This window comes from Kribbella aluminosa, from assembly GCF_017876295.1.
Lineage (GTDB): Bacteria > Actinomycetota > Actinomycetes > Propionibacteriales > Kribbellaceae > Kribbella > Kribbella aluminosa.
The window spans coordinates 3669868-3692426 of sequence record NZ_JAGINT010000001.1 but is presented as its reverse complement, the minus strand read 5'-3'; the positions used below and the strand labels follow the sequence as shown (position 1 = coordinate 3692426).

The window sequence follows — 22559 nt, the reverse complement described above, 5'->3', positions numbered from 1 at the left end:
CGGTTACAGGCGAAGTTCAGCGGCAGGGCGATCGGTGGCTGCTGAACGACCTGACCGACCTGACCACCGTGTGACGGCCGAGACCCACAGCGGATTCCGGCCGTCCGGCGTGAGCTACAGGGGGTCGCGGAGAACGATCGTCACGCGGGCGGAGCCTCGTCGCTGTCGCCCCTCGAGGTTGTAACGCTCCACGAAGTCTGCGGCCCGCCCGACTTATCCACAGATCGCAAAATCATCCGCCGCCCCCGGCTCGCTCGCCGTACGTTCTTGGGCAAGGAGGATTCGATGACTATCAGAAACAACCGTTCACACGGCGGGCGCCAGGCAACGGACGACCAGCGGCCGGATCCGGTGCTCAAGCCGCTCACGGTCCAGCAGGCTGCCCGGTTGGTGCGCCTCGCGGAAGCAGCAGTTGCGAGGCGCGGCATCGCGATGCGGTACGACGGCGCTGGGTCTCTCGTGCCGGCCGGCGACGGGCCCACCGCCGGCCTGGGGAACCTTGCGCTCAAGGTCGCAGGCCTACCACGACAGCAGTGGCACGCCGAGGTCAGCGATCACTTCGACCAGATGCCGATGATCGACCAACTGCTGACCCCACCGGACGACCTGGAGAACCAGCTCTACCTCAGACTCGTCTGCGCGGCCGCCCACGATCCCGGCATGGTCCAGGACGCACCGGAGTTCGTGCCCGGCCTGGTCACGGCGCCCGCCGTGTACGCAGGTCGCGCTGTCGCGATGTACTTCGATGTCGACAGGCTCGGAGTGTCGTTGGCGGAGGCCACCCGGATCGGCCTGGCGAATCTACGCCGCCTCCACGACGAGGTCGAGACTCTCCGGCTCGGCGGTGCCGAGCTGAGCATTCTCACGGGTGGCATGTTCACCGCGTCCAGGGCACTCGTCTTCGACACGGTGCTGCGCGACTCACTGCACGTCGAGAATCCTCCATCCGGCTGCCTTGTCGCCCTTCCGTCTCGTGACAAGATGCTCGTCCACGTGCTGCGCGACGCGACGGCGCTCAATGCGTTGGGCATGCTCGCCGCGTGTGCCGCCGAATTCTTCAATACCAGCCCTGGTGCTGTGAGCCCGCACGTGTATTACGTCATCGGCGACCAATGGCACCAGGTCACCGACTACAGCACCGGAACGTTTCATGTCCACGACGTCGCCCCGCTCATCGACGCGCTGGAGCGGCTCGGAGCAGTACCCACAGCCGCCTGACACCAACTGCTCGTCCGCCCGATGTGCGTCCGTGCGGTGTGCGTCCGTGCGATGGCTACCTGCGAGCACGAGGTATCCCGGCACGATCCTCCCGCTGGTGGAGCTTCGTGACGGCGCCCTGCGCCCTAGCCGAGCGCAGCGCGGGCCTCTGCGGCCACCATGGCCTGCCGGCGTCGCGGAGATAACGCCCAGCCAGCAGGCAGCCCCCGATCACCACGCACCAACCCAGCCAGATCCCCACCATCAGGATCGTGCTGGACCCGGTGTGATCGTGCCGCCCGGCGGCCGGGACGACCGCGGCGCCTGAGCCGAGGAAGACCACGTCCATGTAGTCACCTTCCAGCGGGTACGGCTGATTCAGGTCTTGCGTTCCGCCGACCTCGACGTCCGAACCGGTTGGCCCGACGACCAGAATCACCGGCGGCGCACCGGCGTACCGCTGCACGCTGACAACCTCAGCCTTTGACACCGGCGGAGGACTGTCCGGCCGATGGCGCGACGCCCAGGCCTGGGTCGTCGCAAGCGCGGCCGCACCTGTCGCAAGCACCGCAAACAAGGTCAGCGACCAGACGATGACACGACTGAGCGGATCCTTCATACATCCGAGTATGAGGGCGACCACCGACAGCTCCTCGCTGTAATGCAAGGGCCGCCGTGGTGCTGCTGTCCGCGAAGGTAGTTCCGGCCCGCGACCGCCTCATCAGACAACCAGTCCTAAGCCAAGGTCAGGCTCATCCGAGGAACCATCCGCGCGAGGAACTCGGTGGGTGCCGGTGGGGACGACCTGGAAGGTGAATCCGCGGGGTGTGGTCCATTCGAGGGTCTTGTAGTCGATCCGGCGCACGCTCCGTCCGCGCGTGTGACGCGGCCGGGCAGGCATTGGTCGGGGCGCTGGGTTTGTAGATGTCGTCCAACCCACGTCGGCAACGCCAGGCCACCCGGACCTCACACCAACAAACCCCGACCGTCGCCGAAGTCCTGAGACATCACACGCTCTCAGGGCGCCCTGGGAGTTGCATCGTGGACGGCGTGGACGGTGTGCGACGGGGACGCGGTCAGCAGGTGACGTGCCGACGAACCTCGATGTGGCGATCTGACCTGGTTGATCAGCCGCTGACTTCGAGCCAGGCCGTGACCGTGACGCCAGCGAGCGCCAGGATTAGTCCGTGGTATGCGCGTGGCCGTTAGCAACGAAGCTCCCGCCCGGACAGGGCAGGTCCGGGAAGCCAGAGCGGAACCCGGTTGGATGACCGCTTGTCGGCAACGGCCGATAGGGCGCGAGCGGTGCCAGATCGTAGCTGGATCCCGCTCGATTACGCGCGACTTGGTGCGATGCAACCTTCAATAGCGCGTCAAGGCCGCGATCGAGGAGTAGTTGGAGTTGCCGGAACTGGCCGTCCAGATACTTACTGGCTGCGCGATCGGGGTGTTGCAGGAAATACGTACAGACGACCGGTGCGTGAAGCCGATACATCTCGGGATCGCCCTGCTCCTCGGCCAAAATCGCATGGTAGTAGTCGATGCATAGACCGAGCGAGCCCTCTGAGGCGCCACATTCGCAGGTTTGCATGACAGGGGACTGTAAGCGACCTCGACCGACAACACTGCTTCGGACCATCAACGACACTCCAGATAACGATGATCCCTCATACCTGCTGCGCCCGATCTGGCCGCGTCAGCTACAAACTGCCAGCGCCGCGAATCGCCTTATTCACAAGGGAAACCATCACATCGGCCTTCGGTGAATCCGCGATCGACTATCCCCGGGGGTCGTGGCTGCTTGAGGAACAGCGGGATCGCGGGACGGGCCGAGTAGCAGTCGCTGCGGCGACGCTGACGGCGCGAGGGGCGTCCACGTGCCGATCTCGCGGACGCCGGAGACCTGCCAGGGTGAGGCCGAGCACAGGCTCGCGTTGCTGTATGTGCTATTCGGCGACCGGTTATCGGCGTCAGTGCCGGCTTCCGGGCTGGTTTGGCCGGAGCACCGGACCGAGCGTGATCCCGCCCATCATCACCGCGCCACCGCAGCGGTGTCCGAGGGTGCCGGGTGGGGCGACGGCTTGCGTACTGGACGACATACGACCGATCTGGCTCGGCGGCGGCGTTTGAACGGGGCGGGCAGCTTGGGCGACGGCTGGCTGCGTTGTCCCCACGCCGACGGCTAAGCCACCGGACTGGAGGCCGGCCTGGGATCCGGTCGCCGACGGACCCAGGTCGTACGTCGTGGAGCACCATCAGCCGTACCCCGCCCAGCACCATCGGCCGTACCCGCGGAGCACCACCACTCGTACGTCGCGGAGTACCTCCAGGCGTACGTCGATGCGGCCGTCGCGGCAGTCCCCTATCGCGCATAGCCGGCGCCTGAGTGCGGGCGGGGTTATCGGTCTTGGGGAGTATCGGAACTGCTGAAACTCCTTGCAGCGTTGGGGATTCCTGCGCGCTCTGGAGTGGCGTCAGTACGGTCTGTTGCGGTCTGGACCGTTTAGGTTTCTGGTTGGCAACGAAACGGTCCAAACGACAGTTCATTACCTACTGTTCCGCCCAGGGGGAAACCGCCGTCCGTCCTTCCCTGGGGGGAAACACATGTTCCGCAAGCTGCTCGTGGCAGCTCTTGCCTGCGTGCTCGCCGTCGTCGCGTTCGTGTTCGTCGACCGAAAGGCCGACGCCGCCGCGGCCGGTGTCTCGGTCACCGCGGCGCAGGCAACGAACGGGACCACTACGCTTACCTACCGCGCAACCGTGCTGAAGGCAGGCTCGATCCGTGAGATCACGGTAGCGATCCCGGCCGGCACCACCGGCAGGATCACGTCCATCAACGGCACCGTCAGCTCGGTGACCCGGACCGTACTGCGCTGGCGCCCGACCCGGGTCACCAACGTGGCTGTCGGCGCCCACCTGGCGATCCCGATGTACGGCATCCGGCTTCCGGCCGGCGGCCCGTGGACCCTCGGCTTCAAGTCGATGGGTACGGCGAACCAGGTGATCACGTCCGGCGCCGGCGTACTGCAACCTCTCCGCAGCTACACCCCACAGGTCGCGGTCGTCGCGTCCAACCCCATCCCCGCGCAGACGACGAACCTGATCTACCAGGCGACCGTCACCAGCGCAGGAACCCTGGCCGCGGTCCGTATGCAGCTGCCGACCGACGCGACCGGCCCGTACACGACGATCAACGGCACGCTCACCGTCAGCGCCGGCTACGCGACCTGGAAGCCGAAGGCTCCGCTCAACGTCGCGGCCGGTGCCCGTCTGGGCATTCCGGTCAACGGAGTGAAGCTGTCGCGGTACGGCGGGACGATGACGTTCAGCGTCTCCGCGACCACCTCGACCGGCACCGTACTGACGACCGGCTCCACCACGCGGACGTTCATCGCACCGCCGGCCGCCATGCCTGCCGTCGCGGCGGATGCATTCGCCGGCGTCCCCACCGGCTGCCCACAGACCTGGCCGACCACCACCGCCGAGAACGCCAAGCCCGGCACCGGCGACTGGGTCATCCCGGCCGCCATGAACGGCACGATTACGGCGTACCTGACGAAGGTCTCGGCCAGCTGCGGCGACACCGTGGACCTCAAGGTCTCGAGTGGCAACAACGTCAGCGTCGTCGCCTACCGGATGGGGTACTACGCCGGCCTCGGCGCGCGGGAAGTCTGGCGGCAGGACAACGTACCGACCGTCACGCAGCCGAAGGAGACCATCGGCGGTACGACGCCCGACGGCAAGCCGCTCAACATGGTGTCCGCGGCGAACTGGACCAAGACGCTCAGCATTCCGGTCGACAAGAGCTGGACGCCCGGCACGTACCTGATCAAGATCAGCGACGGCACGCAGGCGACGTACGCACCGCTGACCGTCCGGGACGACACCGGCGCCAAGCACGATCTCCTGATCCAGCAGGCGACAGCGACCTGGCAGGCCTACAACGGGTTCGGCGGCAGGAGCTTCTACACGAGCCTCGCGTCCGGCTCAGGCCGCCTGACATTCGACCGTCCGTACGACGAGGGCCAGGGCTCCGGGCAGTACCTGGCGCTGGAGCAGGGACTGGTGTTCTGGGCCGAGTCGAAGGGCCTGGACGTCACGTACTGGACCGACAACGACCTCGACCAGTACGGCGGCCAGCTGAAGAGCCGTGCTGGGACGCTGTTCCTGCCCGGCCACGACGAGTACTACTCGCTGCGGATGCGGGCCGCGATCAGCCAGGCGATCGCACAAGGCGTGAACATTGCGAACCTCGGCGCGAACACGGCGTACCGCTTGATCACGTTCACCGACGAGAGCCGGCGGTCGTGGGACATCGACCGGTACACCGACGGCTACAACTCGACGACCTGGCGGTACCAGGGCGATGCGTACGCGTCGCAGCCGCTGCTCGGTGCGGACTACGTGTGTGCGGTGACAGCCGGCACACTCACCACGACGGGCAGCTGGCTGTTCAAAGGCGTGCCGATGGGTACCAAGCTGCCCGGGTTCATCGCCGGTGAGGTCGACAACGTCTGGCCAGGGCTCTACAAGCAGCCCGGGCAGACCACGCTCGTGAGCGGCACCGCGACCTGTCACACGAACGGTCGCGCCGCCCCGATGGACACGACCGTCTACACGGCCCCGTCCGGTGCCCGGGTCCTCAACGCGTCGACCTTCGCGTACGGATGCTTCCTGGTACGGCGTTGCCCGTCGAACTGGGCGGTCCCGGAGCCGGACGCCGCGTCGCAGCAGGCGGTCGCGACGATGATCGCCAACGTCACCGAATGGGTGTCGGGCGGCACCATCACCGTCCCGGCGAACACCACCGCCGCGAAGGTCCGGGTCGCGGTTCCGAAGCAGAAGCTGGCAACCTCGACTCAGCCCTGACCAGGGCTGTTCGGGTCGACGACGCGGCGGTGCAGCTCTGTGGTCAGGGCGTGGATCTCGCGGGTCAACTGGGTGTTCGTCTTGAGCTCCAGCTCCGACTGGTTGAAGTCGTGGTCGGCCTTGGCCTGCTGGAACGCCGACTGCCGGTTCTGGCCGATCATGACGAAGGTGGACAGGAAGATCGCCTCGAGCGACACGACCAGGGTCAGGGTGGGCCAAGGGTTCTTTTCGACCAGCAGCATCCAGACCGCGAACAGCACGACATGCACGTAGACGAAGCCCATCGAGCCGGCGAACGCCGTGATCGCGTCCGCGATGCGCAACTGCACGTCGGCCGCGCGCTTGGCTTCGACGGCGAGCACCGCCGGGTGGCGCGGATGAGGATTCGGGGACTTGGACGACACAGGACCTCCAGGTAGTGCGACGCGAGGGGCATCAGGTGCGCGCGGACAACCCGCCGGACCCGAACCACCGGTTGCACACAGCATCGACCATGCCGGGGTCCAGACGCACCGTGCCCCACGTCGTCGCCCTCCGTGTCCCCGTCCTCGCCAGAGAACTCAGAGGACAGGAGGGCCAGGAGGACTCAGAGGACGTGGAGTTTCTGGAAAGGCGCCGGGACTCGTAGCAGGCGGCCGTCGCCGAACTCGACGACCACGGCTTCGGCTCCCTCGACCGCGGTGATGCGGCCGACGCCTTCCTTGTCGTGGGAGACCCGGTCGCCGACCTCGAACGTCTTCGGCGTGGAGGGCACCCGCTGCTTGAAGGGACTCGTGGACAGATGACGACGCGTCGTCCCGCGTGAAGACTCCATTTGAGTCCAAGTATGCGCCAACTCCGCCGCTCCGCGCACCCGAGGTCGGCCATGAGCCGCACCGGAGTCGCACTGGAGCCGCACAGGCGGCGGCTACTGTCGGCGGTATGAGCGAACTCGTGGTGGATGCTCCGATCGTCGCGGTGACCGTCTATCCGGACCGCGCACGGATCACCCGGCGCGGTGTGATCACCGTGCCGGGCGGGGACCGGACCGTGTACGTCGAGCCGCTGCCGCTGTCGTTGGAGACCGACAGCGTGCGGGTGTCCGGGCGTGGCCCCGCGACCGTGCTCGGGGTGGACGTGATCACGCGGCACCATCCACAGGCGCCGGACGAGTCGGTCGCGGAGGTCGAGCGGTCGTGGTACGAGGCGCAGGACGCGGTGGCCGCGCTCGCGGACGCGGACGACGTCCAGGAGCAGCTGGACACGTTCCTCGGGCAGCTCGCGAAGCGGGCCGGCGGCAGCTTCGCACGGGCGCTGGCGTCGGGCGAGTCGGACGCGGAGCTCGGCGGGTTCACGGAGTCGCTGGCCGGCCGGTTGTCCGCCGTACGGGCGAAGCGCCGGGAGCTGGCCGCACAACGCCGCGAGGCCGAGCAGCGGTTCGGGGCGCTGGACCGTCGACTCGCGGCACTGCGCGAGCAGCGCACACCGGACCGGCAGGCCGCCGCCGTCGCGCTGGAGCTGGCCGCCGAGGCGGAGGTGCAGATCGAGCTGTCGTACGTCGTTCCGCTGGCAGGGTGGGCGTGCTCGTACGACGTCCGGCTGCAGGGCGATCGGCTGACGTTGACCTGGTACGGGCTGATCACGCAGTACACCGGCGAAGACTGGCCCGAGTGCGACCTCAGCCTGTCGACCGCCCGGCCGACCGTGACCGCGAAGGTGCCGGAGCTGGACCCGTGGTACCTCGACCGCTTCCACCCACCGGTGCCGGTGCGCGCGGCGCCGCGCGCGCCGGGTGCGGTCGCGAGCTTCGGTATGCAGGCCGATCGACGCGAGAACGCAGCTACCGATGCGGACATGTCCGGCTGGGTGCAGGAGCAGTCTGCGTTTGCGGACCTCACTGCGGCCGTCGAGCAGGGCGTGACCGCGGCGACCTACACCCCGCCGCGGCCCGTCGCCGTACCGGCCGACGGAGCGAGCCACCGCGCGACCATCGCCGCGATCGACCTCGACGCCGACCTGGACTACATCACCGCGCCGGTCCGCTCCACCGACGTCCATCTGCGCGCCACCGTGGTGAACTCGTCCGACCACACGCTCCCGGCCGGCAAGGCCGCCGTCTTCCACGAAGCGGACTTCGTCGGCTCCGCAGCCCTGCCGCTGTGGGCGCCGGGCGAGGACGTCGAACTCGCGCTCGGCCTCGACGACCGCATCCGCGTCGAGCGCAAGCTGGTACGCCGCGAAGCTTCCAAGGCGACGCTCGGCTCGACCCGCCGCCGGCAGGTCGAGTACGAGACGCGCATCGAGAACCACACGCCCCGGCAGGCCAGGATCACGGTCCTCGACCAGCTCCCGGTGGCCCGCGACCACGAGATCACCGTCAAGCCTGTCACCGCCGACCCGCAGCCGGCCGAGACCACCGACCTCGGCGTCCTCACCTGGAAACTCGACCTCGCACCCGGCGCCGAGTCCGTCGTCAAACTAGGCTTCCGGGTCGACACCGCGAAGGCTCTCGACCTGACGGGTTGGCGCGAGTGATCAGGTGATCTCGAGGTTCGCCATCATGCCCATGTCCTCGTGCTCGGCGTTGTGACAGTGGAACAGGTAGCGGCCGCGGTAGCCGTCGAACCGGGTGATGAGCTCGGCGGACTCCCCCGGCCGTAGCGACACGGTGTCCTTGAGCCCGGCGTCGTGCGGCAACGGATCACCCCCGTCGCGCGACAGGATGCGGAAACCGGCAAGATGCAGGTGGACGGGATGGTGGACGTCCGCCACCAGCCGCCAGATCTCCACGTCCCCGAGCCGCGTCGTGACATCGGTGCGGTCCGGCGCGAACGGCCGGCCGCCGATCAGCCACCCGTGCCCGTCCCCCATCTGCCCGGCCCGGAACGAGAAGTCCCGCACCCGTACGGCGTCCGACCGCTTCCACTCCGGCAGGTCGTCGGAGAGCACGTCCGGGATCCGGCTCGGATCGGCCGACTTCCGTACGACGTGGAACGCCAGCACGTCCCGGGTCCGCCCGGAGCCCAGCCGGTTCACGATCCGTACCATGCTGCCGACCGGGACCCGGCCGAAGTCCAGGATCACGTCGTACCGCTCGGCCGGCGCGATCGGCAGGTTCCGGTGCGTGACCGGGGTGTGCAGCAGCCCTTGGTCGGCGCCGATCTGGACCAGGTCGAGGCGGCGCCCATCGTCCAGAACCGCTTCGAGGTCGTAGTGCCGCGCGTTCGAGGCGTTCAGGATCCGCAGCCGGTACCGGACCGTGTCCACCTCGCGCACCGGCCACGGCGCGCCGTTGACGAGCACGACGTCACCGAGAACCCCCGCGATATAAGGCTCCTTGACTCCGGGCTGCATCATCAGCGTCGGGTCGATCGACGGGTAGTCCAACGATCCGTCGGCGGCGAACGCCCGGTCCGCGATCATCAGCGGCAGCTCGTACGCCCCGGACGGCAGGCCGAGCGCCTCCTCGGCGTCGTCGCGGACGACCTGCATCCCGGCCAGCCCGCGCCAGACGGCCGGCGCGGTGAAGTCCATCCGGTGATCGTGGTACCAGAGCAGCGTCGGCCGCTGGTCCAACGGGTACGTGTACGTCCGGGTGACCGTGCTCGTCACCGCCCGCGGGTCGTGCATCCCGTGGCCCATGTCGTTCCACCCGGCCGGTACGACGAGATCGGTCGGGTACCCGTCGGACGCGGGTGGCGTCCGGCCGCCGTGCAGGTGCACCACCGACGGCACCGGCAACTCGTTGCGGTGGGCAACCGTGATCGGCTGGCCGCGGCGCGACTCGATGGTCGGCCCGGGGAACGACCCGCCGTACGTCCACAACCGGGTCGTCACACCGGGCAGGATCTCGGCCGTCACCTCCCGTTGCACGATGTCGTACCGATCGGCGCCGGAGAGCACCCGCGGAACGGGCAGCGGAACCTGGTACGCCGGTGGCAGCGGTACGGCGCTCCGCAGCACGGCACCCGTCATCGACGGACGCCGCGACAGCGCCGCCGCGCCCGACAACCCACCGGCCGCGACGACACCGAGCGCTCCCCCGATGCCGAGCAACTGCCGGCGACTCATCCGCTCAGGCATGTTCGACCACCTTCACCGGCTGACGCCAGATCGCGACGAACAGCATCGCGACGGCCGCGACCGTCAGCACGCCGAGCGGGATGTGCAACCACAGCGCCCCGTCCTGCCCCGCGAAGTACTGCACGGTCTCCGCGGCCACCACGCCCAGCGACGCCACGAACGGCCACACCTGCCGCAGCCGCACCCAGACCACGACGGCCGCGATCACCTGCAGATAGCCGATCGACGTCGTCAGGTTCGCGCCCATCGCGTGCATCCGCAGGCCGTCGAAGTCGCCGCTCAGATACACGCCGGCGAACACCGGCTGACCGACGATCGCCACGAGCTGTGCGGTGACGAGTCCGCGTAAAACCCACCCACTGATCATGGCTCGACACTATGATTCTGAGGTTATGAGCGTCCAAGACCAATATCGCTATCCCGTTATGACCGAAGCCGCATGACGGACCTCACCACGCTCCGCCAGTTCGTCGTCGTCGCCCGCCTCGAACACCTCAGCCGGGCGGCCGACGAGCTGCACGTCGCGCAGCCCTCCCTGAGCCGCACGATCGCGCGCCTGGAAAGCGAGCTCGGTACGCCGTTGTTCGACCGCACGAACCGCCTCCGGCTGAACCCGGCCGGCGCCCTGTTCCGTGGGTACGTCGAACGCGCGCTCGGCGAGCTTGACGCCGGACAGCGCGCCGTCGCGGAGGCGACCGCGCAGGGAACGGGCAGCGTCCGGCTCGCGGCCGAGACCTTCCTCGCGCTGACCGGGCCGATCGCGGCCTTCAAACGTGCGCACCCGACGATCGAGATCGAGCTGCAGCAGGTGCCTGCCGAGGACATGCCGCGCCGGCTGCGCGCGCAGGACGTCGACCTCTGCGTCGCGTCCCAGCCGATCCCGACCGCCGGGCTGGAGTCGGCCGTACTGCTCGACGAGCAGGTGCTGGTGGCGACGCACCTGAACCACCCGTTCGCGAAACGCAAATCCCTCAAGGTCGAGGATCTCGCCGACGAGCCGTTCGTGATCGCGCGCAAGGGCCAGTGGCAGCGCTGGCTGCTCGATCGGTTGTTCGCGGGGACCGGGCTGACGCCGCGGATCGTCTGCGAGAGCGACGAGGCCGCGGTCATCCAGGAACTGATCCGCTCCGGTCTCGGCATCGGTTTCAACCCGGACTTCGCCCGCCGGACGGTCCCCGACTACCCCGTGGCCGCGATCCCCGTCGACCACCCGGAGTGCCGCCGTACGCTGTCCCTCCTCTGGAGCGCGGACGCCAGCCTGTCGACGGCCGCCCAGTTGATGCGCTCGGCGATCACGAGCTGGCCCTGGACGCCTCCAGAGCAAGGAGAAGCTCGGCCACGGCGCGCGGGTCCGTGAGCGATCGGCCGGTGCGTTCCTCGATGCGGTGCAGGCGGTGCCGGACCGTGTTCGGGTGACAGTAGAGGTGTTCGCCGGTCTCGGTCGCCGAGCCGTGGTGGGTCGACCACGCCGACAGGGTTTCGAGCAGTACCTCGCGGTCGTCGGGCGCGAGGTCGTCGAGCCCGCCGAGTACCTTGTGGACGAAGTACTGCATCACGTCCGGCGCCGCCGCGGCCGCCATCGTGAGCGGTGACTCGTCGAACAACGTGACCGTCTTCGGTCCCCCCAGCGCCACCCGGGCGAACCGCACGGCCTGGCCGGTCCCGTCGAGTTCGTCGTACGGCGGGCTGATGCCCACCCGTCCGGTCGCGGACCTGCCGAGGAGGTCGACGAGTACGCCGAGCCGCCCGGTCGGCACGGCGACGACGCCGATCTGCAGCTCGGGCAGCAGCCGCCACGCCGACGCCAGACCGACCGCGCGCAGCCGTTCCTCCGCCGCGGGCAGCGCTTGCCGCCCGACCTCGGGTACCGCGGCCGCAACGACCACGAACGGGCCTTTGTACGGCAGCCGCAGCAACTCGGCCGCCTCCCAGACAGTCCCGCCGCCCGGCATCCGCCCTTCGAGCAGCGCCTCGACGAGCGCGGACCGTTCCTGGTCCTGCGCGAGCAACCGCCGGGACTGCACGTCGCGGTACGCGTCCGTCATCGCGTCCGTGTACGACGACTGCACCTGCCACAGCCGGCTCGACGCCTCCACGACGACCTGATCCGTCAGCCCGGCCGATGCCGCCTCGGCGAGCACCGCGTCCCACAGGTACCGCGTGCCGACCCGGTACGCCGCCATCACGTCCGCGAGCGGCGCCCCCTGCTCCGCTCGCAACCGCCCCGTCTCGCGCGCCGACACCGGATCGGAACTGGCACCGGCCAGCGACTCGAGCATGTACCGGAAGTTCGCACCACACGACGCCCGCAACGCCTCGCCGCGCACCAGCCCACCGGTCCGGTAGAACTCGATCTCGGCCTCGATCCGGGACGCCATCGCCTCGACCAGCTCGCCCGCCCGCACATTCATCCGGTCCACCAGCCCGTCGAGTGCACTCATCTTCGGAGCATAAGAGGGTCGTTGTTCGTGCGCACACCCGGAGCGCCGTGACGTTGGTCGCCGCCCCATCGCCTTTGGGCGCGGGCGGCCCGATCTTGGAGGTACCGCAAGCCGACCACCCCGGAGTACGCGATGACCAACCTCAGCCTGAACCTTTCCGAGTCCGCCGCCATGTACCCGGACCACCCCGCGATCCGCCTGGACGACGACGTCCTCACCTACACCGCCCTCGACGACGCGGCCTCCCGCGTCGCCACGCTCCTGCAGGAGTACGGCGTCCAGCCCGGCGACCGGGTCGGGCTGATGCTGCCGAACCTCCCGGAGTTCGCGATGATCTTCTACGGGATCCTCCGGGCCGGCGCGGTCGCCGTACCGATGAATCCGTTGCTGAAGCGGCGCGAGGTCGAGTACTACCTCGGCGACTCCGGCGCGAAGGTGCTGTTCGCCTGGCACGAGGTCACCGGCGAGGCGACCGACGCCGGCGCCCAGCTCGTACCGGTCGTGCCGGGCGAGTTCCGCGCACAGGTCGCCGAACGCCGCCCGCTCGCGAACCCGGCCACCCGCGACGCCGACGACACCGCGGTCATCCTCTACACCTCCGGCACCACCGGCCGCCCGAAGGGCGCCGAGCTCACGCACGCGGGCCTCAACACGAACCAGGCCGTCACCGCCCGGACACTGATCCTGATCGGCCCGGACGACGTGGTGATGGGCTGCCTGCCGCTGTTCCACGTCTTCGGCCTGACCTGCGGCCTGAACGCCGCGATCGCCAACGGCGCCACCCTCACGCTGATCCCGCGCTTCTCCCCCGCCAAGGCCCTGGAGGTCATCCAGCGCGACAAGGTCACGGTCTTCGAGGGCGTTCCGACGATGTACGCCGCGATGCTCGGTCTGCGGGACTCCGGACACGACGTCTCGACCTTGCGATGCTGTGTCTCCGGCGGCGCAGCGCTGCCGGTCGAGGTACTGCGCGGGTTCGAGGAGGCGTTCGGCTGCATCATCCTGGAGGGTTACGGCCTGTCCGAGACGTCGCCGGTCGCGTCGTTCAACCACCCGAACGCGGTCCGCAAGCCCGGTTCGATCGGTACGCCGATCGAGGGCGTCCGGATGCGGGTCGTCGACGAGGAGCGCAAGCCGGTGCAGCCTGGTGACATCGGCGAGATCCAGATCGGCGGCCACAACGTGATGAAGTCCTACTGGAACAAGCCCGCGGAGACCGCGGCCACCATCGACGCCGACGGCTGGCTGAGCACCGGCGACATGGCCCGCCAGGACGAGGACGGGTACTTCTACATCGTCGACCGGAAGAAGGACCTGCTGATCCGCGGCGGGTACAACGTGTACCCGCGCGAGGTCGAGGAGGTGCTGTACGAGCACCCGGCGGTCGCCGAGGCGGCCGTGGTCGGCATCCCGCACCCGACGCTCGGCGAGGAGATCGGCGCCGCGGTCGCGCTCAAGGACGGTACGACGGCGACGCCCGAGGAACTGCGCGACTTCGTGAAGGGCCGGATCGCGGCCTACAAGTACCCGCGGGCGGTCTGGATCGTCGACGGCTTGCCGAAAGGCCCGACGGGCAAGATCCAGCGCCGCGAGGTCGTCGTACCGGAAGGGACCCTGCAATGACCACCGCAGCGGATGAACTCGCCGCCCCGCTCGACCTGTTGCTGACCAGCGCGGCGGTCGGGCCGCTGCGCCGCTTCGCCCCGAACGCCGCCTGGGCCCGGATGGCGACCGGCCTGGCCGCGCGGCCCCGGACGCTCGGCCACCGCGCGACGCAGCTGGCCGGCGAGCTCGGCCAGATCGCGCTCGGCCACTCGGACCGGGCACCGTCCCGCCGGGACCGCCGGTTCACCGATGCCGCCTGGACGCAGAACCCGGTACTGCGCCGGATCGTCCAGGCCTACCTGGCCGCGGCCGAGACCGCCGAAGCTCTGCCCAGCGACGCGGAACTGAACTGGCAGGACAAGCAGCGGATGACCTTCGTGGTCGACAACCTCGTCGAAGCGCTTGCCCCGAGCAACAACCCGGTGCTGAACCCGTCCACCTGGAAGGCGCTGATCGACACCGCCGGCCTGAGTACGGTGGCCGGCGCCCGGAACCTGATCCGCGACCTGTCGACCGCGCCGCGGGTGCCGAGCATGGTCGACCCGGGCGCGTTCGAGGTCGGCACGACGGTCGCCGTCACGCCCGGAGCGGTGGTGTTCCGCAACGAGGTGCTGGAGCTGATCCAGTATGCGCCGCAGACCGCGAAGGTCCGGACCGTGCCGTTGCTGATCGTCCCGCCGGTGATCAACAAGTACTACGTCGTCGACCTCGCGCCCGGCCGCAGCATGGTCGAGTACTTCGTCCAGCAGGGGCAGCAGGTGTTCACGATCTCCTGGCGGAACCCGGACGCCCGGCACCGCGACTGGGACTTCGACACGTACGGCGCCGCGATCCTGGCGGCGATGGACGCCGTACGGCGGATCACGCGGTCCGGCTCCGCACACCTGTTCGCGACCTGCTCGGGCGGGATCCTCGCGTCGATGCTGCTCGGGCATCTCGCCGATCGCGGCGAACTCGACCGGGTCGCGACGTTCACGCTCGCCGTATCGGTACTGGATCAGAGCCGGGCGGGACTCGCGTCGGCCGCGCTCGACGAGCGGATGGCGGCGGCCGCGATCGCGTCGTCGGCGTCGAAGGGCTTCCTGGACGGGCGGGCGCTGGCCGAGGTGTTCGCCTGGTTGCGGCCTACGGACCTGATCTGGAACTACTGGGTCAACAACTATCTGCAGGGGCGGACGCCGGCCGCGTTCGACGTACTGTTCTGGAATGCCGACACGACGCGGATGACGGCGGCGCTGCACCGTGGGTTCGTCGAGCAGGCGATGACGAACTCGCTGACCGAACCGGGTGCGGCGACGATGCTCGGCTCCCCCGTCGACCTCGGCCAGGTGACCGTGCCGTCGTACGTCGTTGCCGGGATCACCGATCACATCTGCCCCTGGCAGTCGTGCTACCGCAGCACGCAACTGCTCGGGAGTGACAGCCGGTTCGTGCTGTCGACGGCCGGGCACATCGCGTCGATGGTCAACCCGCCGGGGAATCCGAAGGCGACCTATCAGGTGAACGACGCGAATCCCCAGGACCCCGAGGAGTGGTTGCGGACGGCAACTACCGGGCAGGGGTCCTGGTGGGTGGACTATGTCGGGTGGCTGTCCGGGCGGAGTGGGCGGACGAAGGTCGCGCCCAAGTCGCTGGGTGGAGCCGGCCTCGATCCGATCGAGGATGCGCCCGGCAGCTACGTGCGGGAGTCGTGACGTGGAGCTGATGACCGTTGCCGGGCGGCAGATCCGGTACGACGTCCGCCTCGGCGATGCACGGCGTACCCCACTGGTGCTGTGTTGCGGGATCGGTGCCGGGCTCGAGGTGCTGCAGCCGGTGGTGGACGAGCTCGATCGGACCGTAATCCGGTTCGACGTACCGGGGGTGGGCGGTTCGCCGGCGGGGTTGTTGCCGGACGGGATTCCGCGGCTCGCGTGCATCGTCGCGCGGATGCTGGCGGAGCTCGGGTTCCGGGAGGTCGACGTACTCGGGCTGTCGTGGGGTGGGGCGCTGGCGCAGCAGCTGGCGTTCCAGCATCGGCGGCTGGTGCGGCGGCTCGTGCTCGTCAGCACCGGGACCGGTGTACTGATGGTGCCCGGGCGACCGAGCACGCTGTTCAAGATGATCACGCCGCGGCGCTTCGGCGACCCGTCGTACGCGGCGGGGATGGCCGGCTACCTGTACGGCGGCAGCGCGCGGCGGCACTCGGAGGAGATCCGCAGAGTGTTCGGCCAGCAGGTGCGGGCGGGCTCGCTGCGTGGGTACCTGTACCAGCTGGCGGCCGGCGCGTGCTGGACGAGCCTGCCGTTCCTGCCGCTGATCCGGCAGCCGACGCTCGTCCTCACCGGCGACGACGACCCGATCATCCCGGTCGTCAACGGCCGCATCCTGGCCGGCCTGATCCCGAACGCCGAACTGCACATCTACGGCGGCGGGCACGTCGAGCTCGTCACCGAGGCACCGGCGCTGGTGCCCGTCGTCACCGACTTCCTGGACCGCTCCGAGGCGCCAAACTTATAGGAGACTGGCATGACCACCGACCCGATCGACTTCTACGGCTTGGAGATGCTGCTCGAGCAGCACGACCGCGAGCGGCTGCACGCGGTCCGCGAGTTCGGCGACAAGCAGGTCGCGCCGATCATCAACGACTACTGGACGCGGGCCGCGTTCCCGTTCGAGCTGATCCCGGCGCTGCGCGACCTGCACATCGTCGGTACGCCGTACGAGGGCTACGGCTGCCCCGGCCGGAGCTTCCTGCTCGACGGGCTGATCGCGATGGAGCTCAGTACGGCGGACCCGTCGATCGCGACGTTCTTCGGCGTACACAGCGGGCTGTCGATGGGGTCGATCTACCTGTGCGGATCCGAGGAGCAGAGGCAGCGCTGGCTGCCGGCGATGGCCCGGCTGGAGCTGATCGGCGCGTTCGGGCTGACCGAGCCCGAGGTCGGGTCCGGGGCGTCCCGCGGACTGCGGACCACGGCCCGGCGCGACGGCGACACCTGGGTGCTGAACGGGCGGAAGAAGTGGATCGGGAACGCGACGTTCGCGGACCTCACCGTGATCTGGGCGCGGGACGTCGAGGACGGCCAGGTGAAGGGGTTCGTGGTCGAGAAGGACACGCCTGGATTCAGTACGTCGAAGCTCGAGGACAAGATGGCGCTCCGCGTCGTACAGAACGCGCTGATCACGCTGGACGACGTACGCGTGCCGGAGGCGAACCGGCTCGCGCGGGCGAACTCGTTCCGGGACACGGCCAAGGTGCTGCTGATGACGCGGGCCGGGGTCGCGTGGATGTCGGTCGGATGTGCGCGCGGTGCGTACCGGCATGCGCTCGCGTACGCGCGGGACCGGGAACAGTTCGGGCGGCCGATCGCCGGCTTCCAGCTCGTCCAGGACCTACTCGTCCGGATGCTCGCCAACACCACCGCGTCCGCGACGCTCTGCGCCCGGTTGTCCCAGCTGCAGGACGGCGGCGTCGCCTACGACGAACACGCGTCCCTCGCCAAGGCGTTCTGCACCACCCGCATGCGCGAGACCGTCGGTTACGCCCGCGAACTCCTCGGCGGCAACGGCATCCTCCTCGAACACAACGTCGGCCGTTACGTCGCCGACGCCGAGGCCATCTACTCCTACGAAGGCACCCGCGAGATGAACACCCTGATCGTCGGCCGCTCGATCACCGGCCTGTCAGCCTTCACCTGAGCCGACCGGCGTCAGAGGGACCCGGACAGCCAGCGGGTGGCGACCTTGAACTTGTTCTCGAGCCGGGCGCGGACCGCGTCCGCGACCAGCTGCTCGAGCGTGCCGCGGACGACCGGGAGCGAGGCCGTGATGCGCAGGTCGAAGGCCTGCGTGGTGCGGCGCCCGACCGGCAGGATGCGCGTCGTACCGGTCACCTTCACAGTCGCGCCGGCGACGCCTGCCGTGCCGGTGACGCCGCCGTCGACGTCGGCCTCCCGGGCACCGTCCACGCCCGCACGATGCCAGCGCTTGGACTGCGCCAGCTCCAGCTTGTGACCGACGAACCGGCGCGCGACGACCGGCACCTCGGAGACCATCCAGTGGACCTGTACCGCGACGTCGTCACCGTCGTCGCCCACCTGCACGCCGTACGACTGCGCCCGCAACTGCTCGAAGACCTGCTCCTGGAACGTGATGTCGGTGATCATCGCGAAGACCTCCTCCGGAGAGGCGTCGTACGACGTGGCGAGAGACAGATCCATGCGCCCATCTTGCACCGACCGGCCACACCCGGTCACTGCCAATGCAGCTTCCGGCCGCTGCTGTTGCTGCAGGCAAAGTGTCTTGGTACCGGCGACAAAATTCGCGCCGGATCCGGATACACAGCGGAAGGGTGGTGACACGATGGGCGACTTTCGGTAATCTTTTCGTGATGTTCACGGCGTAGCTGACTGAGAACGGGGCTTGGGAAGCGCATGCACATCGATGAATTCGCACCGGGTGGTGCGTGAGCCGGACATGTCCATACACATGGCTGCACGCACCGCCACCGTCCACACCGAAGACGACGAGGACGAACTGGTCCGGCTCGCGCAAGCGGGAGACGGAGCGGCCTTCGGGTTGCTCTACGACCGGTACCTGCCGTCGATCTACCGGTACACCTACAGCAAGACCTCGTCGCGGAGTGCGGCCGAGGACCTGACCAGCGAGACGTTCCTGCGGGCGTTCCGCGCGATCGCCCGCCGGCCACGAGCGCACCTGAACTTCGCGGCCTGGCTGGTCACGATCGCCAGGAACGTGGTGATCGACCATCACCGCTCCGGCTGGAGCCGGCTGGCGATCGTCACCGACGAGGTCGACCCGCAGGTCGACGAGGCGATCGGCCCGGAAGCGGCCGCGCTCGCCTCCGTCGGCGAGGCGGCACTGCGTGCCGCCCTCGGCCGGCTGCCCGACGACCAGCGCGAGTGCCTGCTGCTGCGCTTCTTCGCCGGCCTGTCGATCAACGAGACCGCGACCGCGATGGATCGCACCGACGGCGCCATCAAACAGCTCCAGTTCCGCGCCACCAACAGGCTGCGCCGAATCCTCAAGGACCTCTCGCCTGAGAGCGCGCTGAGTGGCGGCTGAGGATTCGGGTGGCCGGTTCGTGAAGGCGCGCAAAACACGGGACCGGAGTGCTTGCGCGACCTCATACCTTCCGGTAGGAAAGGGCGGGTGCCATCCGGCTCACGACCGCCCCAGTCGTTCCGAGTGACTTCGATCGACACCTTCGGGCGGGCGACAACTCATATCTCACGGGGAGATATCGCATGAGCAATCCTTACGACGAAGACCAGCGCAACGAGAGCCAGTACGGCGAGCAGGGTGGCCGGGATTCCAGCGGAGGGGAATCCGGCGGGAACTCGTACGGCGGCGGCAACGAGGGCGGCAACGACTACAACCAGGGCGGCGACTCCGACCGCTCCGGCAACCAGTCGGGCGGCGACTACGGCCAGCGCGACGACTCGGGCAACGATTCAGGCCGTGACTCGGGCAATGATTCAGGCCGTGACTCGAGCAATGATTCAGGCCGTGACTCGAGCAATGACTCGGGCAGCAGCTACGGCAACGACTCGGGCAACGACTCCCGGGACGGTGGCAGCAGCCACGGCAACGACTCCGGCAACGACTCGCGCGACGGCGGCAGCAGCTACGGTTCGGGCAACGACTCGAACGACGGTGGCAACAGCTACGGTTCCGGCAACGACTCCAACGACTCCAACGGTGGCGGCTACGGCCAGCGTCAGGAGTCCGGTGGCGGCTACGGCTCGGACGGCAGCGGCAACGACAACGAGCGTTCGGGTGGCGGCTCCGGCTCGTCGAACGACGACAACAACAACTACTGACACTGATCGGGGATCAGAGCATGGGTGTTTTCGACAACATCAAGGACGCGGCCGAAGGCCTGAAGGACAAGGCCGCGGACCTGATCGACGGTCACGAGGACAAGGTCGGCGAGGGCCTGGACAAGGCCGGCGAGTTCGTCGACGAGAAGACCGGCGGCAAGTACGGCGACCAGATCGACAAGGGCGTTGACGTCGCGAAGAACCAGGTCAACAACCTGAACAACGAAGGCTGATCGCAGCCCGTAGCTGAGAGGCGGTCGTGGACACGTTCCACGACCGCCTCAGGCATTTGCCTGAAAAGCCTGCACGGTAAGGGCTGCGAACCGCCGCGACGCCGCCAGCCGCGCGGCCGGCGTGGACGCGTGCAGCCCACGGTGCGCGGTCAGCATGATCACCAGGTCCGCCAACTCGAAGTCGCGACGCAACCGGCCCCGCGCCTTCGCACGCCGCGCCAGGATCCCCACCGACTTCAACGTCAGCTCGCGACTCCCGCTACTGTCCACCGCCTCCGGGTACGTCGCCAGAAACGCGTCGGTGAACCCGCGGTTGTGCACATGCAGCTCGCAGATCCGCTCGATCACCAGGCAGAACCCCTCCCACGGGTCGTCCGCGGCCAGCCCGTCCTCGACGATCCGCCGGCAGGCCTGCTCCTGTTCGGCGAACGCCGCGGTCGCCAGGTCCTGCTTGGTCGGGAACCTGCGATACAGCGTGGCCGGACCGACCCCGGCCTCCCGCGCGATGTCCCGCATCGGGACCGTCAGCCCGGTGCGTGCGAACAACGTGCGGGCCGCCGCCAGGATCCGCTCGCGGTTGTCCTCCGCGTCGGCACGCAGTTTCCGAGGCAAACGATCATTCACAGCTCTCACTCTAGCCAAACGGACGCTTGCGTCCACTTAGTCTCGAGGGAGTCGAGAGGAGACAGCAGTGAAGGCAGTGGCTATCAAGACGTTCGGCGGACCCGAGGGGCTGAGCGTCGTCGAGTTGCCGGCGCCCGAGCCGGGTTCCGGCCAGGTCCGGATCGCAGTCGAGGCGATCGGCGTCGGAGGCGTCGACGCGTTGATCCGCAGCGGCTCGTTGTCCGCCTGGGGATTCCGCGAAGGGCTGGTGCCCGGATCGGAGGTCGCGGGGACGGTGGTTGCCGTCGGCCCCGACACGGACCGGACCTGGATCGGGCAGCGGGTCTGGGCGTTCACCGGCCTCGGCGGCGGGTACGCCGAACAGGCGACCGCCGCGGTCGAGGACGTCGTACCATTGCCGCCCGGGCTGTCCGCCGCCGGCTCGGTGACGCTCGGGAGTTCCGGTGTCGTCGCGCATTTCGGGCTCGCCCATGCGCACTTCCGTCCCGGTGAGTCCGTCCTGGTACGCGGTGCGGCCGGCAGCATCGGCATCCTCACGGTCCACCTCGCCGCCCAGGGAGGTGCGTCCGCGGTGGCGGTGACGACCTCGTCGGCGGAACGCGGAGAACTGTTGCGCAAGGTCGGCGCCACACACGTCCTGGATCGCTCCGGCCGCGCAACGCACGCGCCGGATCGCTCGGGTGGCGCGCGCAGTACGACCTCGGGTGCCGGAGCCGCTCCCTCGGCGTACGACGTGATCATCGATGTCGTCGCGGGGCCGGACGTGCCGTCGTTCCTCGGCATGCTGCGGCCGAACGGTCGGCTGGTCGCGGTCGGCGCGATCACCGGACCGCCGCCCGCCGAGCTCGGTACGGCGTTGATGGCGAACTTCCGGAAGTCCTTGTCGTTCGCAACGTTCAGCGCGGACACGGTGCCGCCCGCGGACCGTCGTACCGTCCGCGCCGAGCAGTTCGCCGCCGCGGCCGACGGGCAGCTCCCGATCGTCATCCACGAACAACTGCCACTCGACGACGCCGTACTCGCACACCGGAAGCTGCAGGCCGGCGAGGTGCTCGGACGGATCGTGCTGGTCCCTTAGCGTGAATCCGCGGACGGTTGGACCTGCACGCACGCACAACCTCCGCCACGGACCACAATCAGCCTGCTCGGGGCGGTTCTGTCTGCATGCAGAGCCAGCCCCTGGGTTGCGGAGTCAGTCCACTGCGGGTTCTTCGGTCGTGGCCAGCGCGATGAGGCGCTCGGCGACCTGGACGCAGCGTTCCTCGGCGCGGCCGCGGGAGGCGCCGGTGAAGCGCAGGCGGGCGGTCGCGGTGAGCGGCTCGGCGCGGACCTCGATCAGCGCGCCGCCCGGACGCGGTTGCACCTTGATCCAGATCCGGACCCACCCGCCGAGACCGCTGCGCAGCCGGAGGATCAGTTCGTCCTCCGGACGCCAGCGTTCGACCAGGGCCACCGTCAGGTGCCGGTTCTCGGCGTGCCGCATGCGTGGTTCGCGGCCGTCGTACCGTTGCACGACGCTGCCCTTCTGCGGCCAGTTCGGTCCGGCGCGCACCTCCGGCGGTACGGCCACCATCCAGTCCGCGAACTGTGCCGGGTCCTGGATCACGGCCATGACAGCGTCCACGCCAACGGCGCCGAACCGCCATGCCATCACCATCGGAAGCCGCTTCCCTGTCCGCAACACGTACCGGTCCCCGTGTCTA

General features: G+C 68.9%; 22 protein-coding genes. 12 read left to right on the top strand and 10 right to left on the bottom strand.

Annotation, left to right across the window (positions count from 1 at the left end; genetic code table 11):
* Positions 1-285 precede the first annotated feature (285 nt).
* Positions 286-1218 (top strand): DUF1444 domain-containing protein, encoded by a 933-nt coding sequence (locus JOF29_RS17625; protein ID WP_209695262.1) that lies wholly within the window; start codon positions 286-288, stop codon positions 1216-1218.
* Between the two features lie 55 nt (positions 1219-1273).
* Here the strand turns inward: JOF29_RS17625 and JOF29_RS17620 are convergent, their stop codons facing one another.
* Positions 1274-1816 carry a hypothetical protein gene (locus JOF29_RS17620; RefSeq protein WP_209695261.1) on the bottom strand — a complete coding sequence of 181 codons (543 nt, stop codon included), beginning with the start codon at positions 1814-1816 and terminating at the stop codon, positions 1274-1276.
* 561 nt (positions 1817-2377) lie between these two features.
* Positions 2378-2788: a DUF5946 family protein gene (locus tag JOF29_RS17615; RefSeq protein WP_209695260.1), complete on the bottom strand. Its 411-nt coding sequence runs from the start codon at positions 2786-2788 to the stop codon at positions 2378-2380.
* Positions 2789-3801: 1013 nt separating this feature from the next.
* Here JOF29_RS17615 and JOF29_RS17610 point away from each other — a divergent pair.
* A complete protein-coding gene (locus tag JOF29_RS17610; RefSeq protein ID WP_209695259.1) occupies positions 3802-6066 on the top strand; it encodes a N,N-dimethylformamidase beta subunit family domain-containing protein in 2265 nt (754 codons plus the stop codon).
* On the opposite strand, the gene JOF29_RS43245 is transcribed toward JOF29_RS17610, so the two are convergent.
* Positions 6057-6470 (bottom strand): DUF1003 domain-containing protein, encoded by a 414-nt coding sequence (locus JOF29_RS43245; protein ID WP_209695258.1) that lies wholly within the window; start codon positions 6468-6470, stop codon positions 6057-6059. The genes JOF29_RS17610 and JOF29_RS43245 overlap by 10 nt on opposite strands.
* A gap of 182 nt (positions 6471-6652) precedes the next feature.
* Positions 6653-6880 (bottom strand): CarD family transcriptional regulator, encoded by a 228-nt coding sequence (locus JOF29_RS17600; RefSeq protein WP_209695257.1) that lies wholly within the window; start codon positions 6878-6880, stop codon positions 6653-6655.
* A gap of 107 nt (positions 6881-6987) precedes the next feature.
* On the opposite strand from JOF29_RS17600, the gene JOF29_RS17595 reads away from it, so the two are divergent.
* Positions 6988-8580 carry a DUF4139 domain-containing protein gene (locus JOF29_RS17595; protein ID WP_209695256.1) on the top strand — a complete coding sequence of 531 codons (1593 nt, stop codon included), beginning with the start codon at positions 6988-6990 and terminating at the stop codon, positions 8578-8580.
* Here the strand turns inward: JOF29_RS17595 and JOF29_RS17590 are convergent, their stop codons facing one another.
* Complete coding sequence (locus JOF29_RS17590; RefSeq protein WP_209695255.1) at positions 8581-10128, bottom strand: multicopper oxidase family protein; 1548 nt, start codon at positions 10126-10128, stop codon at positions 8581-8583.
* Positions 10121-10495 carry a hypothetical protein gene (locus tag JOF29_RS17585; RefSeq protein WP_209695254.1) on the bottom strand — a complete coding sequence of 125 codons (375 nt, stop codon included), beginning with the start codon at positions 10493-10495 and terminating at the stop codon, positions 10121-10123. Before JOF29_RS17585 ends, JOF29_RS17590 begins: the two co-directional genes overlap by 8 nt.
* A gap of 72 nt (positions 10496-10567) precedes the next feature.
* Between JOF29_RS17585 and JOF29_RS17580 the strand changes: the two genes are divergently transcribed.
* The gene (locus JOF29_RS17580; protein WP_209695253.1) at positions 10568-11485 is read left to right on the top strand and encodes a LysR family transcriptional regulator; all 918 of its coding nucleotides are present in this window, start codon (positions 10568-10570) and stop codon (positions 11483-11485) included.
* On the opposite strand, the gene JOF29_RS44575 is transcribed toward JOF29_RS17580, so the two are convergent.
* Complete coding sequence (locus JOF29_RS44575) at positions 11421-12569, bottom strand: PucR family transcriptional regulator (protein ID WP_209695252.1); 1149 nt, start codon at positions 12567-12569, stop codon at positions 11421-11423. The genes JOF29_RS17580 and JOF29_RS44575 overlap by 65 nt on opposite strands.
* A gap of 132 nt (positions 12570-12701) precedes the next feature.
* On the opposite strand from JOF29_RS44575, the gene JOF29_RS17570 reads away from it, so the two are divergent.
* From JOF29_RS17570 to JOF29_RS17555, 4 genes are read left to right on the top strand one after another with little or no spacing between them, the layout of a single operon-like run.
* Positions 12702-14192 (top strand): long-chain-fatty-acid--CoA ligase, encoded by a 1491-nt coding sequence (locus JOF29_RS17570; RefSeq protein ID WP_209695251.1) that lies wholly within the window; start codon positions 12702-12704, stop codon positions 14190-14192.
* On the top strand, positions 14189-15868 hold the full coding sequence (locus JOF29_RS17565; protein WP_209695250.1) for a PHA/PHB synthase family protein: 1680 nt from the start codon (positions 14189-14191) through the stop codon (positions 15866-15868). Before JOF29_RS17570 ends, JOF29_RS17565 begins: the two co-directional genes overlap by 4 nt.
* A 10-nt stretch (positions 15869-15878) precedes the next feature.
* Complete coding sequence (locus JOF29_RS17560) at positions 15879-16673, top strand: alpha/beta fold hydrolase (RefSeq protein ID WP_245358977.1); 795 nt, start codon at positions 15879-15881, stop codon at positions 16671-16673.
* A gap of 9 nt (positions 16674-16682) precedes the next feature.
* Positions 16683-17855, top strand: coding sequence for an acyl-CoA dehydrogenase family protein (locus JOF29_RS17555; protein ID WP_209695248.1), 1173 nt, complete (start codon positions 16683-16685; stop codon positions 17853-17855).
* An 11-nt stretch (positions 17856-17866) separates the two neighbouring features.
* On the opposite strand, the gene JOF29_RS17550 is transcribed toward JOF29_RS17555, so the two are convergent.
* A complete protein-coding gene (locus JOF29_RS17550; protein ID WP_209695247.1) occupies positions 17867-18376 on the bottom strand; it encodes a DUF2505 domain-containing protein in 510 nt (169 codons plus the stop codon).
* A 268-nt stretch (positions 18377-18644) separates the two neighbouring features.
* On the opposite strand from JOF29_RS17550, the gene JOF29_RS17545 reads away from it, so the two are divergent.
* The 3 genes from JOF29_RS17545 (at position 18645) to JOF29_RS17535 (ending at position 20232) form a co-directional block, all read left to right on the top strand.
* On the top strand, positions 18645-19241 hold the full coding sequence (locus JOF29_RS17545; protein ID WP_209695246.1) for a sigma-70 family RNA polymerase sigma factor: 597 nt from the start codon (positions 18645-18647) through the stop codon (positions 19239-19241).
* A 182-nt stretch (positions 19242-19423) separates the two neighbouring features.
* Positions 19424-19999, top strand: coding sequence for a hypothetical protein (locus JOF29_RS17540; RefSeq protein ID WP_209695245.1), 576 nt, complete (start codon positions 19424-19426; stop codon positions 19997-19999).
* Positions 20000-20019: 20 nt separating this feature from the next.
* On the top strand, positions 20020-20232 hold the full coding sequence (locus tag JOF29_RS17535) for an antitoxin (protein ID WP_209695244.1): 213 nt from the start codon (positions 20020-20022) through the stop codon (positions 20230-20232).
* 48 nt (positions 20233-20280) lie between these two features.
* Here JOF29_RS17535 and JOF29_RS17530 read toward each other — a convergent pair whose 3' ends face one another.
* On the bottom strand, positions 20281-20856 hold the full coding sequence (locus tag JOF29_RS17530) for a TetR/AcrR family transcriptional regulator (protein WP_209695243.1): 576 nt from the start codon (positions 20854-20856) through the stop codon (positions 20281-20283).
* A gap of 67 nt (positions 20857-20923) precedes the next feature.
* On the opposite strand from JOF29_RS17530, the gene JOF29_RS17525 reads away from it, so the two are divergent.
* Positions 20924-21934 (top strand): zinc-binding dehydrogenase, encoded by a 1011-nt coding sequence (locus JOF29_RS17525; RefSeq protein WP_209695242.1) that lies wholly within the window; start codon positions 20924-20926, stop codon positions 21932-21934.
* A 114-nt stretch (positions 21935-22048) separates the two neighbouring features.
* Here JOF29_RS17525 and JOF29_RS17520 read toward each other — a convergent pair whose 3' ends face one another.
* Positions 22049-22468 (bottom strand): hypothetical protein, encoded by a 420-nt coding sequence (locus JOF29_RS17520; RefSeq protein WP_209695241.1) that lies wholly within the window; start codon positions 22466-22468, stop codon positions 22049-22051.
* Positions 22469-22559: the final 91 nt, after the last annotated feature.